We start from the raw sequence: 14,237 nt of genomic DNA, 5'->3' as shown, positions 1-14,237 counted from the left end.
TCGCGCCTAGCCGGGCAAGCACGCGTGCATATTCCCGCCGCACGCACAATCAAAGCTGAAATCGGTTTTTCACGCGCGGCGGATGCGTCCCTATACTTTTCGATGCCGCCTGCGGGCTGCGGCGACGGCTAACGCAATCGTGCGTGAGCCGTCGTTATTCCTGGAAGAGGGACTGCCGAATGAATGCCCGTCATGGCGCCGAAGCGCGCGAGGCGCTGCGTGCCGCGCTTGCCGCACTGCCTGAACTCGCGACCGAGATCGGGCGCGACGCCGCGCAACGCGAGGCGCGCCGCGAACTGCCGTTCGAAGGCTTCGAGCTGTTTCGCCGCTCGTCGCTCGGCGTGCTGCGGATTCCGGTCGAACGCGGCGGCCTCGGCGGCACGCTGGTCGATCTGTTCGACACGATCGCGACGCTCGCCGCCGCCGTAGCCGTAGCCGCCTTTCGGCAGCCATTGCGACAGCGCGAACACGAGATCGAAGCCCAGCACCTCGGCGCGCGCGACGAGCGCGGCATTGTAGTCGAACGTCCAGTCGGTCGTGCGCGGCAGCGTCGATGCACTCCAGCCGCCGGCCTGGATCGGCAGGAACAGGCCGAGCATCAGCGGCTGCGCAAGCACGCGCGACGCGGGGCTGTCGGGGAAATCGGCCGGTGAGCGGACGTCGACGAACGGCGTCGGCATGAACGCGGCATCGGCCTGCGTAGCGGCGGACGTGTCAGTCAAGATGGACTCCATGCGACGCGCGCCGGCGTCGAGCGAAAGCATTGCACGTGCGGTTCCGGCAACCGGCACGCGCCGGGTTCACGCATGTCGGCACATGCGCCGTGTCGCGTCACAGCCGTCCCGGCCGTGGGTCGGGCACGAAGCCGTCGCGGTTCGGCATCCGGATGCGCGGCAGCGTGCGGGCGTCGAGCGTCGCGTCGTCGGGCACGATGCCGTTCAGGTGCAGCACGTACGCGGTGACCGCATAGACTTCGTCCGCGCTCAGCGATTGCGGCGCGTTGTACGGCATCGCGCGGCGGATGTAATCGAACAGTGTCGTCGCATACGGCCAGTAGCTGCCGACCGTTTTCTTCGGCTTGGCGCCGGCCAGGGAACCGCTGCCGCCGGCGAGCGGATCGCCGACGCCGCCCTGGCCGCTGGCACCGTGACACATCGCGCATTTGTCCGCGAACACGTGCGCGCCGCGCGCGACCGTGCCGGCGCCGCGCGGCAGGCCGCTGCCGTCGGGCGCGACGTCGATGTCCCAGGCCGCGATCGCCGCGCGGTCGATCGGCTGTCCGAGGCCGAAGCCCGCGCCGAAGGCCGGCCACGCGATCGCGCTGATCGCCGCCGGCACGGCGGCGTACGACACGAGCAGACTTGCAAGCGGCCTACGCATTGCGCACCTCGCCGTCCGCGCCGACGCGCCAGTTCTGGATGCCGTTGTAATGGTATTGCGAGTTGACGCCGCGCGCGGCGACGAGCGCGTCGCGGGTCGGCTGCACGTAGCCCGTTTCGTCGGTCGCGCGGCTCTGCAGGTCGGCCGGCTCGCCGTTCCAGACCCAGTCGGCCTCGAAGCGCGTCAGCGCGCGATCGCGCACGTCGCCGGCGAGCCGTGCGGCGCGCCACGTGCGGCCGCCGTCGGTCGACACGTCGACCGCGCGAATCCTGCCGCGTCCGGACCACGCATAGCCGCTGATCGGGTAGTAGCCGCGCGACGCGAGCCGGTGGCCGGCCGACGGGCGCGTGATCACCGATTTCGCGTCCATCTCGAACACGAACTGGCGCGCGCACCCGTTCGGCAGCAGGCTCGTGTATTTCGACGTTTCCTCGCGGGTCATCTCCGGCGCGCGTACCAGCTTCAGCCGCCGCAGCCACTTGATGTTCGTGTTGCCTTCGAACCCCGGCACGATCAACCGCACCGGATAACCGTTTTCGGGGCGCAGCCGCTCGCCGTTCTGCGCATAGACGACCAGCGCGCGCTCGAGAATGCGGTCGAGCGGCAGGCTGCGCGTCATCGCCGCGCCGTCCGCGCCTTCCGCGAGCAGCCATTGCGCGTCCGGGTCGATCCCCGTTTCGTCAAGCAGCGTCGACAGCCGCACGCCGGTCCATTCGCAGCACGACAGCAGCCCGTGCGTGAACTGGACCGGCAGCCCGCTCGGACCGTTCCATTCGCTGCCGGTGTTGCCCGAGCATTCGAGGAAGTGGATTCGCGATTCGGACGGAAAGCGCAGCAGGTCGTCGACCGTGAAGACGCGCGGCTCGCGCACGAGCCCATGCACGACCACGCGATGGCGCTGCGCGTCGATATCGGGCACGCCCGCATGATGGCGTTCGTACACGAGGCCGTTCGGCGTGATGTCGCCGAACAGGTCGGCGAGCGGCGTCATCGACGAGCCGGAGCCGGGCAGCGCCGGCGCGCGCGCGCTGCGCCGGATCACGTCGCGTTCGTGCTCGCCCGGCACGCCGTAAGGCGGCGACAGCAACGGTGCGCCCGGCGTGCGCGTCCACGGCGGCACGTCGAGCGGCGCGAGCGTCTGGCTCGCGAGCGCGCCGCTTGCCGGCAGCAGCGCGGCGGCCGAGCCGCCGACGAGCCGGCGCAATGCCGTGCGGCGGCCGGTGCGGCGTGGGCGGGAAGAGGTATCGGTCATCGGCGAGGCCATGCCGCGCGCGGCGCGGCAGCATCCGGAAAAACGGACATTGTCGGCAACCGCGCGCGACGCGACAAACAACGATTCCCGCTTTGCTTATCGCACCGCGCGCGTGTTACGTTGCATGCAGGTTCAGAACTTCACGCGCAGCCCGCTGACGACGGCGACCTGACGGTTCGTCGACGACGCGCTGCCGATGTTCGCGATCGCCGCGATCTTGCGATAGCCGCCCGAGGTCGCGGTGCTCGCATCGCCTGCCGCGAGCTGGTAGATGCCGGACAGATAGATGTCGGTGCGCTTCGACAGCGCATAGTCGAACCCGAGCGTGAACTGGTGCCAGCGCGGCTTCAGCGTCTGGCCGCCGGTGCCCGGCAAGCCGCTCGCGCGTCCGTCGGTGAACGTGTAGACGCCGATCAGCGTCGTCGCCGGCGTGATCTGGTAGCGCCCGTTCAAGTCGTAGTTGTTGAACTTGCGCGACGAGCCGTCGACATAGTCGAGCTGCGTATGGCTCCACGCGAAGCCGAGGGTCGTGCGGCCGAGCGCGTAGTTCGCGCCCGCGACGCCGATCTGCTGCTTGCGCACGCCGCCGTTCAGCCCGTAGAAGAACGCGCCGCTGTAGTCGTTGCCGGTCGTCGTGGTCGCGCCTCCCACCGCTCCGCTCGTGTTCGACGTCGCGTTCGGATGATTCAGCCGCACGTAGCCCGCGCCCGCCGAGAACGGGCCGTTCACGTAGTTCGCCGCTACGCCCCATGCGTTGTTGTTCGAGAAACCGGTGCCCGCACCGCCGTTCGCCTGGTTGCTGAATGCATAGAGCACGTCGGCCGTGAAGCCGGCGATCGTCGCGCTGCGGAACTTCACCGCGTTGTTGATGCGGAAGCTCTGGTTCAGGTTGTCGTTGTCGCCGACGTGGGTTGCCGGCGACCAGAAGCCCGATCCCGAGTACGGCGCGACGAGGTCGGTGATCGGCTCGTACTGGCGGCCGAACGTCAGCGTGCCGACACCGGTCTGGTTCAGGCCGACGTACGCGGAGCGGCCGAACAGGCGGCCGCCCTGACCGAGCCCGCCGTCGCTCGGCCGGAAGCCGCCTTCGAGCGTGAACACCGCCTGCAGGCCGCCGCCGAGATCCTCGCTGCCTTTCAGGCCCCAGCGGCTGCCGCTCAGCTTGCCGCTCGTCTGCTGGATGTTGCTTGCGCCGCCCTGATTGTTCGTATAGGCGAGCCCGGCATCGACGAGGCCGTACAGCGTGACAGAACTCTGCGCATGCGCGCCGATGGAACCGATCGAAACCAAACCCAGGACTACCGATTTCTTGATCATGAATATCCTCTGTTTTTATGGGTACATCTGCGAGGATCACGATGCTATTGACTTCGGTGCGGCAGGCGAACACTCGATCCGTGGTTTGCAATTCGCTGCGCGAACGGATTGCAATGCGTGCCGATGCCCGCCCGGCGCACGCGACGCGATCGCGTCCGGCGTGCTCGCTGCAGCGAACACATTGGTCTCGATGACAAACGGGGCGCGACGACATCGTGCGCTCGCGCCCATATCGATCGATGAAATCGTTCGATTCCGCGCCGAAGTCCGTTTCACCGACGATGTTTTCATGCAACGCGGCGCTGTGAGACGGATGGCCGATGCGGTATGCGCGCCGGCATATCGATTCCGCAAAACGTTGGTAGGGCCGCACGATGCGAGGCGGTAGAGTCGGGCATCCGGCCGCGTGCCGGCCTGCGCCAGGCGCCGTGCATGCAGTGTGCGTGCGCCCGGCGAAACCGTGAACATGGGAGCCGTGTGAAATGAGTCGCGATGTGCTGTTTCTGCTGGAACCGGGCTTTGCCGATCCGAAGTATCCGGGGCGACACTTCGTCTGTCCGCACGGACTGGCGATCGTAGGGCTGCTCGCGAGCGCGCCCGATCTGGCCGACCGTGTCGACGTGCGCCGCGTCGGTTTCGAACGGCCGCGGCACGCGGTGATCGACGCGCTCGACGACGCGCATCAGGGCCTGCCGGTGCTCGTGCTCGGCAGCGCGCAACCGGCACCGGCCGATGCACAAACGCTCGGCGCGGTGCGCTTCGTCACCGACCCGCGCCGGATTCTCGACCTGCTGGCCGAGCGCCACGGCTTCCCGGCGGTGCATTGACGCACGTTGGCCGTCGCGCGCGGTGGCTTCCTCGTTTTCTTTTTCGTTGAATCGACAGGAGCATTCGATGGCGCCAAATTCGGTGGCACGCCGCCGCCTGCTGTTCGCCGGCGCAGCGCTCGCGGCATCCCCTGTAATCGCGCGGGCCGCGCTTGCCGCGCCGGCCGCCAACACCGATCTGGCCGGCACCACCCTGCGCGTCGCGACCTACAAGGGCGGCTGGCGCGCGTTGCTGCAGGCGGCCGGGCTGAGCGACACGCCGTACCGGATCGAGTGGCGCGAGCTCAACAACGGCGTGCTGCACATCGAGGCGCTGAACGCGGATGCGCTCGACATCGGCTCGGGCAGCGAGATCCCGAAGGTGTTCGCCGCGCTGCAGAAGGCCAGCGTCCGATTCATCTCGCGCACGCGCGAAGACCTGAACAACCAGGTCACGCTCGCGCGCAAGGACACGCCGATCCGCAGCATCGCGGACTTGAAGGGCAAGCGCGTCGGGTACGTGCGCGCAACAAGTTCCGCATAAGCCCATCAGTTTTCGTAACTTCGGCACTTATAATAGGAATTTGTTCGTTCTCCAAATTCAGTGGATGCTCATCAACGCGACAGAACGGTAAATCTAGATATTCGTGAAGGTAATGCCACCGTCGACGGCCAACCATTGCGCGGTGATGAAGCCTGCTTCGTCCGATGCCAGATACACGATCGCCTTGGCGATGTCGTCGACGTCACCAAGGCGGCCCAGCGGGGTTGTGGCCACGCGCCTGGCATCGCGCTCCTCGTTGCGGTTGCGGACGGTGCCTTCGGTCGGCACTGCGGACGGGCAAACCGCGTTGACACGGATCTTGCGAGGGCCGAGCTCTGCCGCTGCCGCTCGCGTAATGCCCAAGATCCCGGATTTGATACCCGAATACACGATGGAGTTGACGGCCGAACGCAGCGCCGCCGTCGACGCGACGTTGACGATGGCGCCACCTTCGCCCATGACTGCTGCAGCGGCCTGAATACCCCAGACCACAGCCTTGAACCCGATATCGAGCATTCGATCCATGGTATCGGGCGCGATGTCGGGGACCGACTGGTAGCGCACCCATGCCGCATTGTTGACGAGAATGTCGAAGCGCCCGCCTTTTGCGTGGACTTCTTTCACCGCCTCGGCGATGCCATCGCGCGTACTCACGTTTTTCACGACCTGGAACGCCTGCCCGCCAGCAGCGGTCACGGCGGCGACCGTCTGCTCGACCAGATCCTCCTTCAGGTCGTTGACGCCGACGACAGCGCCACGGGCCGCGAGTCGAAGCGCCGTAGCCTTGCCGATGCCGGCGCCGGCGCCGGTTACGAGGGCATAACGTCCGGCCAAATCATATTGCATGTCTTTCTCCGTCAAAAACGGGTTGAGAAACGACTTCATCGAGGTCGTCGAGCACGCCAGCAAGTTATGCGGCCCATCGAGGAATGGTGCGTTGACGAACGCGTTGCGCTTGTCGGCACGACGTTCGTCATGCCAACGAAGACGGCGGGATTGATGCATCCCGGCACACGTACGCCCGAAACCGATGCTCAGCGCCCTTTGAATACCGGCTCGCGCTTTTCCAGGAACGCCATGCGCGCTTCTTTGGCGTCTTCCGTCCTGGACAGCATCATGGTGATGTCCTGCTCGTGGCGGTAAGCCTCGCGCTGAGGCATTTGGTCGGTGAAATTCGCGGCTTTCTTGGCCTCGACGAGCGCGATGGGCGACTTCGCGGCAATGCGACGCGCAAGCTCCATCACGTGGGGCAGAAGCGCGTCGGCGGGTAGCACATCTTCCAGTACGTTGCGGCGGAGCAGATCCTGAGCCGTCAGTTTGTCGCCGGTAAAGAACATGCGACGGACGGTCGAACGACCGAACAGCGTGCGCAGCATCGAGGCGCCGCCGGCCAGACCGACGTTGATTTCCGGCATCGCGAATACAGCGCTTTCGCTCGCATACATGATGTCGCAAGCGGCCATCAGGCCCAGGCCTGCTCCCAGGGCCGCACCGTTGACAGCTGCGATGACGGGCTTGGCGCATTCCTTGACCGCGTTGCCGGTTTCGCGGGTCCAGCGATTGTGATCGAGGAAGTCCCCCGGGACATCGGGATCCGGGCGGTCGCGGAGGTCCGCCCCCGAACAGAAGGTGCTGCCGGCGCCGGTCAGCACGGCACAGCGAATGTCGTCGCGCACGCTGATTTCGTCGAATACGGCAATGAGACGGCGACGCATGGCGCGCGACAGTGCGTTCTTGACCTCGGGGCGATTCAGTGTGACGAGGGCCACGCCGTCGGTGACTTCCAGGATGACCGAGTTCGTGTCGATGCCGAGTGCTGCATTCATGGTCGTGTCGTCTCCAAATGAATTTTTTGGTGTGGCTCCCGGGAATTGTACTGTTCAAAGGCAGGTCGATTTTCAAGCAAAAACGCGTTCTGATTTACCCAAAACAACGGGTAATCTGCGCGACAGCGGGGCGTTACCGTGCGTCACGGCCGACGAGGCAGCGCTGCGTCAGGGCGACTCGTAAGCGGAGAACCGGCGTTCCGCGCCGGAGACGCGGGAGGCCACGAAATCGAGGAACAGGCGGACCTTGGTCGGGATGGCGGGCGAGTCGATAATCGTCGCATACATACCGTCCTCGAAGCTGGAGTTGGTCACCTGATACTCGGGCAGCAGGCGGACCAGTTTTCCGCTGATCAGATCCTTGTGAACCGTGTAGTCATCCAGAAGAACGATGCCTTCGCCCATGCGCGCGAATTCCAGCAGGGCGATGCCGTTATTGCTGACATGACGAGGCTGAAAATGAATTTCGGTCTCCACCCCGTCTTTGCGGAATCGCCACGAATAACCAGTGCCCGGCATGGAGTACGCAATACATTGATGATTCTTCAGTTCCTCGGGTGACGTGACGGGGCTTCGGTCATTGAAGTAACTTGGAGAAACCACCAGGTAGCGATCGCTTTGGAACAGGATTCTGCGCTTGATTCCCGATTCGATGGGAGGCGCAATCCGGAAATCGATATCTATTTGATCCTTGTTCAAATCGGAGGGCGCTTCGCTGAGCGCCAATTCAATTTGAATGCTCGGGTACAGCTTGGAAAACTCGCAAATCAGGGTTGGCAATACGCCCAGGCCGAACATGACTCGCGAGTGTACACGCAGCGTGCCTGAGGGGGCCGACGTGATGGACAAGATGCTGCGTTGGGCATCGTCGATGCTCCGCAGAATGCCTTCGACGTGTTTGGCGTACTCGATTCCAGCTTCGGTCAGCGTGACGCAGCGCGTCGTGCGGGTGAACAGCTTGACTTTCAACTCGCTTTCGAGATCCATCACCATTCTCGAAACGGAGGCAGGGGCGATGCCGAATTGGCGAGCAGTTTCTGAAAAGCTCTTGTTTCTGGAAATGGAAAGGAAAAATTCCATTGCACGGAGTCTGTCCACGACGTCTCACTTTCCCTGTTGCCGATGCACGGGGCTATTGTATGTATGGGGTCATCCCGATCAGTAAAAATACAAAGCCGCTACACGCGGGCTGCGGCTTTGCCGAGTCGAATCCGGATGCGACTGCTGTCAGTGGACGGCTTCGCCTGAGGGCAGCCCGACATAGCCACGGCGCAGTGCAGGAATGCCGAAGCCGATGCAGAAGATCGACACCGACGCGATCACTGCCGGGAGCGCGATCCATGCAACAATGGTCGTCAGCGGCCAGCCCAGGCCGATCATAACAGGGCCGAGGAACGTGCCGGCAATACCGCCGAAGCGGCCCATGCCGAGCACCCACGCGGCGCCCGTGGCGCGGCTGCTGGTCGGGTACATTTGCGTCGCGAGCGTGGACATCGACGAGCAGGCGCCGTTGTTGGTCATTGCGGCCATGATCAGCAGCATGAGCAACGCATCGCCGCGCGCACCGCTGACCGAGACCAGGAGCGCCATCAGCATGGAGATCGCGAAGTAGGACGAGATAACGCGCAGCGGGCCGAACTTGTCCATGAGAACGCCGCCCAGCAGGATGGCGATACCCGAGCACCAGTTGAACCACATCATCGTGTCGGCGGCCTGGGCGAGCGTGCGGCCGTCTCCCTGGAGAATGGTCGGGAGCCACATGCTCAGCACGTACAGCGTGATCGTGGAACAGATGTATGCCACCCAGAGCAGCAGCGTCGGGCCTCGCAGTTCCGCCGAGAACAGTTCGGAGACCGGCAACCTGCGCTTTTTCGCCGCAACCGTGGAGTCGGCCACGAACGTCGTGTCCGTGAAATCGGCCGCAGGGTCGATGCGCTTCAATGCCTTCGCGATCCTGTCATGTCCCTTGCCCGCCGCTGCCAGGTATCGAACCGATTCCGGAAGAAAGAACGCGAGCAGCACGGCAACGACGATCGGGGCGATGCCGCCGATGACCAGATAGCCTTCCCAGCCATGTGTCGGGATGACCGATTTGGCCAGCGGGCCGGTAATGCCGCCGCCCACGGCGAAGCCGAAGAGCATGAAGTTCACGGCGCGCGAGCGCATGCGTGAAGGCAGAAACTCGTTCATCAGCGTCGCACACAGCGGGATGGCGGCGCCGAGACCAACACCCGTCAACAGACGCGACCACATCAGTTCGGTCACATTGGTCGAGCAACCTGCCGCGATCGAGAACACGCCGAAGAAGGCCACCGAGATCACGAGCACGACGCGACGGCCGATGCGGTCGGCGAGTGGCGCGCCGAAAATGGCGCCAATGCCGATACCGACCAGCGCGGCGCTGAGTACCGGCGCCAGATCGGCTTTGGTAACGCCCCATTGCTTGATCAGCGCGGGTGCGATCAGGCCCATGGCCGAGGTGTCGAGACCGTCGAGGACGATGGTCAGGAACATCAGGGCAAAGAGAATTGCGTGAAAAGGCTTGAGTGGTCGCTGATCGATGAACGACTGGACGTCAATGGTCTTCATGTTGTTGTCTCCTTTTATGTTTTGAATCGGATGCAAGGCGGGCGTGGCGAATTGCCTCGTTATCCTGATCGACGGTTGAATCGCGCCGGTTTTCGACACGCGTTAGAGATAGGCAATGGCGGATCCGCCATCCACGCGAACGCATTCGCCGTTCACGAACGCGCTTTCATCCGACGCCAGGAAGCAAACCGCATTCGCGATGTCTTCCGGCTGGCCGAGACGCGGCATCGGCGTCTTGGCCTGGCGGATCTTGCGCGTCTCTTCGGATACGTTTTTGACCACGCCTTCGGTCTCCGTGTATCCGGGGGCAACCGAGTTCACGCGAATGCCGCGCGGCCCCAGTTCCGCCGCAGCCGCGCGCATCAGGCCGAGCACGCCGGCCTTCACGCCGCAGTAGACGAGCGCCTTGGGCAAGCCGATGAAGCCCGACGTCGAAGCGATATTGACGACCGCGCCGCCGTCCTTCATGTAGCGAGCCGCGGCCTGAATGCCCCACACGACCGAATTGAAACCCGTGCCGGTCATCATCGACACGTCTTTCTCGCTGATATCGAGAACGGGTGCATAGCGAACCCACATTGCGTTGCTCACGATCACGTCGAAACGACCGGCGACTTCGACGAGGCCGCCTGCGGCCTGCAAAATCGTGTCGCGTTCAGCCACGTTGCCGCCGAAAGCGTATGCGCGGCCGCCCTGTGCGTTGATGTCGGCGGCTGCGGCCCGAGCGTTGTCGAGGTCGCGGTCCAGAATGCCGACGATGGCGCCTTCGCGAACGAATTTGTTGACGATCCCGCGGCCAATGCCTTGGGCGCCGCCCGTCACAAGCGCGACCTTGCCTTCGAGTTGTTTCGCCATTTTTGCTCCTGAACGTCGTTGAATTGATTCACTGATCCTTGAAGCGGCATTCCGGCAGTCCGCGCACACCCGCTGCGCTGACGGCGACCACGGCGCCGGCAAGGGGGTTTTCGCTCCTGAGCGCGTTCCCGCTGTTGCTGATGCTGGTCACGAAGACCGTATCGAGCGCCGGGCCGCCGATACACGGGCAGCTCGGATAGACCGTCGGCAGGTCGATCACCCGGTCCGGCCGCCCATCGGGGGAGAAACGTGCGAGTTGCCCCGAGAGGACCAGCGCCGTCCAGAGGTTGCCGTCGGCGTCGATGGCCCCACCGTCGGGACCGGATCCGAACGGCGTCGTATCCGCGAACAGCGTGCGCTTGCCCAGCGTACCAGCCGAGGAATCGTAGCGATAACGACGCAGCTGGTGACTCGGACTATCCGAGAAGTACAGATACCGGCCATCGGGCGAGAAACAGGTCGAATTCGTGACGCAGATACCCGTTTCCAGCACCTTCAGATTGCCGCTGCCGTCGACCTGGTACAGCACGCCCACGGGTTCGCGGCGACCGAGTGCCATCGAACCCAGAACGAGACGGCCTTCGCGATCGACGCGGCCGTCGTTCAGGCGCATATGCGGGGCAGGGTGCGCCACATCGACGAAGTGCGTGAGGTCGCCGTTTTCGGTATCGAGAAAATGGAAGCTGTCCACGAGTGCGACGAGCAGACGGCCGCTTTCACACAATGCGATGGCGCCGATCTGCGCCGGCAGGTTCCATTCGCGCACCGTATTCGTTGTCAGGTCACGCGCTTTCACGACACGCGCGTGGGAGTCGATCCAGTACAGGATCTGCTCGCGGTCATCCCACAGAGGGCACTCGCCCAATGCGTCACGGGATTCGCCGAATATGCGGATGGTGTGCCGTGTCATTGTGCTTTCCGGCCGTCGTTCGGTTCTGCTGCGCGACGCGCCAGAATTTCGGCACGGACTTCGTAGAACGTGTCATCGGGGCAGCGTGCGCCGAGCGGTCGGCGCGCGGTGCCGAACAGGCCGATGTCGGTCGCATCGGCGACCGGCGTACTGCGCGACCAGTCGTAGACCACCGTGCGGGCCGCGACTTTCCATTCGCCATCCCGCTTCTCGAAACGGTCGATATAGCGGCCGTACAGCGAGACTTCGGTGACCGCGCCGGGCACGACTTTCCGATCTTCCTGGACGGCGTGAAAATAGCTTTCCGCCAAAGCCTGATCACCGTGCAACTCGATCATGATGTTGCCGATCAGGTGAACGCCGCGACGCGGCGTCCGCAGCATGTCCAGTACCCAGTCGCAGAATCCCGTTGCCGTGCCCTGGTAGGGGCCGTGGCGATCCGTTGCATCTTCCCAGTAGGTGGCGCGTAACGCCGTCTCGTCACCGCGATCGACGCCGCGGCAATAACGGTAGAGACATTCGCGAATGGCTTCACGGTCGAGCAGATCCTGCACGGCCTTGTTCGAAACGTCGTTGTTGCTCATCTGTGTCCCTGACTGGAGAAAGGAAACACCGATGGACCCATCGGTGCTTTCCGGCTTGCCGCTATTGCGTGACGATCACCGCGTCGAGCACGGCTGCGCCGGTTTCGCGCACGATGAGCGGATTGATGTCCACGCTCATGATTTCCGGGTGATGCATTGCGAAATCGGAGAGCTTGACCATGGCATTGACCAGTGCGTCCGTGTCCCCGGGGGCCGCACCGCGCCAGCCCTTCAGCAACGCCGTGGCCTTCACCTTGTCGAGCGCCTGGCGGGCGCGCGCGTGCGTGAGCGGAGCGGAGACCAGGGACACGTCCTTGTAGAGCTCGGTATTGACGCCACCGGCACCGACGAGAATCATCGGGCCAAAAATGGCATCGTTGTTCATTCCGAGGATCATTTCGGTGCCGCCGACGATCATCGGGCACACCAGAATGCCGTCGATCCGTGCGCCTGGCGCACGCTGGTGGACACTGTCCAGGATTTTCCGGTACGCGGCGCGCACGGCGTCGGCGCTCTTCACGTTGAGCGCAACGCCGCCGACTTCGGTCTTGTGCATGATCTGCGGGCTCACGATCTTGAGCACCACCGGGTAGCCCATCGCATCGGCGGCAGCCACCGCCGCATCGGCGTCGGCGGCCAGGACGTCTTGCGGCACCGGCAGGCCCGCGTCGGCCAGCGCCTCCTTGGCGCGGGCTTCGGTGGTCACGTTGCCCAACGCCTGGCTTTGGCGCGTCGCTTCGGCCGGCTCGTAGAGGTTCGCCCACCGTGCGCGGATCGTCGCTGCGGCGCCCAGTGCGAGCGTGGCGCGCGTCGCGTCGTTGAATACCGGAATGCCGATCTTTTCGAGCTCGCGGTCGGCTTCGGGCACGGACAGCGTGACGATGATGACGTCGCGTTCCCGATGCGCCGCCTTGAGCTCGGCCAGCGGCTGCGCATAATTGGCCCTGAACGTCGCTGGAGCCAGGCCGGCCGATGCCAGATACGCCAGCGTCGTGCCATAGCTGCTGTTCGAGAGCATCAGGTCGAGCGCGCGGACCGTGCCGTTCCTGACCGATGTGATCTGCGCCGTGACGTCGAGCGGGTTGGCGGCGACCGCGAACGGAAGCAGTTCGCGCATGGCCGTTCTGGCGGCGTCGGGTAGCGCGGGCATCGTGAGGCCGGCATCGCCGCAGACGTCTGCGACCATCACGCCGATACCGCCCGACGATGTGAGTACGCCCAGTTCGTTGTTGACGGGAAGATGGCCGGTGGTCGAGATCAGGTAGGCGATGTCCAGCATCTGTTCTTGCGACTGCGCGCGATACGCACCGCACTCCGCAAACACGGCATCGTAGGCCGCGTCGTTGCCGGCAAGCGAGCCCGTGTGGGTAGCTGCCGCGGCGGCGCCGAGCTCGGAGCGCCCGACCTTCATGACGATGACCGGCTTTTGCGCGTGGGCCGCTTTCAGCAGCGCGCGCCGCAGCTTCTGGCCGTCCGTGGCCGATTCGAGCGCGGCCATGATGACCCGGGTGTCAGGATCTCCAGCCAGGTAGTCGATGGCTTCCGCGACATCGACGTCCGCTTCGTTGCCGGTGGCCACGATCTTGCTGAAACCCATGCCGCGCAGCGTGGCAGCGCCGTACAGCGCCGAGCCGAACGCTCCCGACTGTGTCGCCAGCGCGATGTCGCCAGCCTTGGGGCTGACACCATAGAGCACGACCGAGAACGTCGAGAACAGTCGCGATTCAACGTTCAGCAGGCCAAGCGAGTTCGGGCCGATCATGCGCACGCCGGCGGCTTTGCACATGGCGGCCATCCGGTCCTGGGCGGCGCGGCCTTGCGCATCGATTTCGGCAAAACCTGCGGTCAGTACGACCACGGACTTGACGCCTTTCTCGATTGCATCGCGCAATGCGGATTCCACGCTGCCGGTGGGGACCACGATGATCGCCTGATCCGGAACGTCAGGCACGTCGAGGATCGACGCATAGGCCGCGAGCCCCTGGATTTCCGAGCTGCTGCGGTTGATCGGGAATAATTTACCTTCATAGCCGGATTCGCGCAGGAATCGCAATACGCGGCCGCCGATGCGGTCCGGATCCGACGAGGCGCCGATAACGGCCACCGATTTTGCGTCAAACAGGGTGCTGAGCGTGGACGATGTCATGGTATGCGAGTGAGATCGATGACTCCCC

Annotated in this window: 13 protein-coding genes and 3 pseudogenes; 4 read left to right on the top strand and 12 right to left on the bottom strand. The window is 64.6% G+C overall.

All coding sequences use genetic code 11. The features are described 5' to 3' along the window. Positions 1 to 179: 179 nt before the first annotated feature. Positions 180 to 500, top strand: a pseudogene (locus tag WS75_RS34445) (acyl-CoA dehydrogenase family protein); the annotation flags it as partial. On the opposite strand, the pseudogene WS75_RS31610 reads toward WS75_RS34445, so the two are convergent. From WS75_RS31610 to WS75_RS06905, 4 genes and pseudogenes are all read right to left on the bottom strand, one after another. Next, positions 429 to 734 (bottom strand): annotated as a pseudogene (locus tag WS75_RS31610) (LLM class flavin-dependent oxidoreductase); the annotation flags it as partial. The pseudogenes WS75_RS34445 and WS75_RS31610 overlap by 72 nt on opposite strands. A 97-nt stretch (positions 735 to 831) precedes the next feature. After that, positions 832 to 1,380, bottom strand: coding sequence for a c-type cytochrome (locus WS75_RS06915; RefSeq protein ID WP_059679810.1), 549 nt, complete (start codon positions 1,378 to 1,380; stop codon positions 832 to 834). Then, the gene (gene soxC / locus WS75_RS06910; protein ID WP_059679963.1) at positions 1,373 to 2,632 is read right to left on the bottom strand and encodes a sulfite dehydrogenase; all 1,260 of its coding nucleotides are present in this window, start codon (positions 2,630 to 2,632) and stop codon (positions 1,373 to 1,375) included. Before soxC ends, WS75_RS06915 begins: the two co-directional genes overlap by 8 nt. 132 nt (positions 2,633 to 2,764) lie before the next feature. Then, on the bottom strand, positions 2,765 to 3,949 hold the full coding sequence (locus tag WS75_RS06905; protein ID WP_059679809.1) for a porin: 1,185 nt from the start codon (positions 3,947 to 3,949) through the stop codon (positions 2,765 to 2,767). Between WS75_RS06905 and WS75_RS33360 the strand changes: the two genes are divergently transcribed. The 3 genes and pseudogenes from WS75_RS33360 to WS75_RS06895 all read left to right on the top strand — a co-directional run. Continuing rightward, the gene (locus WS75_RS33360; protein WP_156429724.1) at positions 3,948 to 4,337 is read left to right on the top strand and encodes a hypothetical protein; all 390 of its coding nucleotides are present in this window, start codon (positions 3,948 to 3,950) and stop codon (positions 4,335 to 4,337) included. The genes WS75_RS06905 and WS75_RS33360 overlap by 2 nt on opposite strands. 94 nt (positions 4,338 to 4,431) lie before the next feature. Continuing rightward, positions 4,432 to 4,776 (top strand): DUF3088 domain-containing protein, encoded by a 345-nt coding sequence (locus WS75_RS06900; protein ID WP_059679808.1) that lies wholly within the window; start codon positions 4,432 to 4,434, stop codon positions 4,774 to 4,776. Positions 4,777 to 4,843: 67 nt separating this feature from the next. Beyond that, positions 4,844 to 5,293 (top strand): annotated as a pseudogene (locus WS75_RS06895) (ABC transporter substrate-binding protein); the annotation flags it as partial. Positions 5,294 to 5,392: 99 nt separating this feature from the next. Here the strand turns inward: WS75_RS06895 and WS75_RS06890 are convergent. The 8 genes from WS75_RS06890 to WS75_RS06855 form a co-directional block, all read right to left on the bottom strand. Beyond that, entirely contained in the window at positions 5,393 to 6,145 is a 753-nt protein-coding gene (locus WS75_RS06890) for an SDR family NAD(P)-dependent oxidoreductase (protein WP_059679962.1), read from the bottom strand. 188 nt (positions 6,146 to 6,333) lie between these two features. Then, on the bottom strand, positions 6,334 to 7,125 hold the full coding sequence (locus WS75_RS06885; protein WP_059679807.1) for an enoyl-CoA hydratase/isomerase family protein: 792 nt from the start codon (positions 7,123 to 7,125) through the stop codon (positions 6,334 to 6,336). A 168-nt stretch (positions 7,126 to 7,293) separates the two neighbouring features. Next, positions 7,294 to 8,205, bottom strand: a complete 912-nt coding sequence (locus WS75_RS06880; protein ID WP_179948884.1) for a LysR family transcriptional regulator — start codon at positions 8,203 to 8,205, stop codon at positions 7,294 to 7,296. A 147-nt stretch (positions 8,206 to 8,352) separates the two neighbouring features. Beyond that, positions 8,353 to 9,714: an MFS transporter gene (locus WS75_RS06875; RefSeq protein ID WP_059679805.1), complete on the bottom strand. Its 1,362-nt coding sequence runs from the start codon at positions 9,712 to 9,714 to the stop codon at positions 8,353 to 8,355. Positions 9,715 to 9,816: 102 nt separating this feature from the next. Next, a complete protein-coding gene (locus tag WS75_RS06870; protein WP_257129334.1) occupies positions 9,817 to 10,671 on the bottom strand; it encodes an SDR family NAD(P)-dependent oxidoreductase in 855 nt (284 codons plus the stop codon). After that, positions 10,598 to 11,479 carry an SMP-30/gluconolactonase/LRE family protein gene (locus WS75_RS06865; protein WP_059679803.1) on the bottom strand — a complete coding sequence of 294 codons (882 nt, stop codon included), beginning with the start codon at positions 11,477 to 11,479 and terminating at the stop codon, positions 10,598 to 10,600. The genes WS75_RS06870 and WS75_RS06865 overlap by 74 nt, the downstream gene beginning before the upstream one ends. Next, positions 11,476 to 12,063 (bottom strand): nuclear transport factor 2 family protein, encoded by a 588-nt coding sequence (locus WS75_RS06860; RefSeq protein WP_059679802.1) that lies wholly within the window; start codon positions 12,061 to 12,063, stop codon positions 11,476 to 11,478. The genes WS75_RS06865 and WS75_RS06860 overlap by 4 nt, the downstream gene beginning before the upstream one ends. A 61-nt stretch (positions 12,064 to 12,124) precedes the next feature. Next, entirely contained in the window at positions 12,125 to 14,209 is a 2,085-nt protein-coding gene (locus WS75_RS06855; protein WP_257129333.1) for an acetate--CoA ligase family protein, read from the bottom strand. Between the last annotated feature and the right edge of the window lie 28 nt (positions 14,210 to 14,237).

The organism is Burkholderia sp. FL-7-2-10-S1-D7, from assembly GCF_001524185.1.
Taxonomy (GTDB): domain Bacteria; phylum Pseudomonadota; class Gammaproteobacteria; order Burkholderiales; family Burkholderiaceae; genus Burkholderia; species Burkholderia diffusa.
Note: the sequence above shows the minus strand (reverse complement) of the source record. Positions and strands in the feature narration are given on the sequence as shown.

Coding starts and splice junctions, on each gene's coding strand:
- WS75_RS33360 (WP_156429724.1), top strand. CDS start 3,948: ATGAATATCCTCTGTTTTTATGGGTACATCTGCGAGGATCACGATGCT.
- WS75_RS06855 (WP_257129333.1), bottom strand. CDS start 14,209: ATGACATCGTCCACGCTCAGCACCCTGTTTGACGCAAAATCGGTGGCC.
- WS75_RS06905 (WP_059679809.1), bottom strand. CDS start 3,949: ATGATCAAGAAATCGGTAGTCCTGGGTTTGGTTTCGATCGGTTCCATC.
- WS75_RS06880 (WP_179948884.1), bottom strand. CDS start 8,205: ATGGAATTTTTCCTTTCCATTTCCAGAAACAAGAGCTTTTCAGAAACT.
- WS75_RS06885 (WP_059679807.1), bottom strand. CDS start 7,125: ATGAATGCAGCACTCGGCATCGACACGAACTCGGTCATCCTGGAAGTC.
- WS75_RS06890 (WP_059679962.1), bottom strand. CDS start 6,145: ATGCAATATGATTTGGCCGGACGTTATGCCCTCGTAACCGGCGCCGGC.
- WS75_RS06900 (WP_059679808.1), top strand. CDS start 4,432: ATGAGTCGCGATGTGCTGTTTCTGCTGGAACCGGGCTTTGCCGATCCG.
- WS75_RS06875 (WP_059679805.1), bottom strand. CDS start 9,714: ATGAAGACCATTGACGTCCAGTCGTTCATCGATCAGCGACCACTCAAG.
- WS75_RS06860 (WP_059679802.1), bottom strand. CDS start 12,063: ATGAGCAACAACGACGTTTCGAACAAGGCCGTGCAGGATCTGCTCGAC.
- WS75_RS06865 (WP_059679803.1), bottom strand. CDS start 11,479: ATGACACGGCACACCATCCGCATATTCGGCGAATCCCGTGACGCATTG.
- WS75_RS06915 (WP_059679810.1), bottom strand. CDS start 1,380: ATGCGTAGGCCGCTTGCAAGTCTGCTCGTGTCGTACGCCGCCGTGCCG.
- soxC (WP_059679963.1), bottom strand. CDS start 2,632: ATGACCGATACCTCTTCCCGCCCACGCCGCACCGGCCGCCGCACGGCA.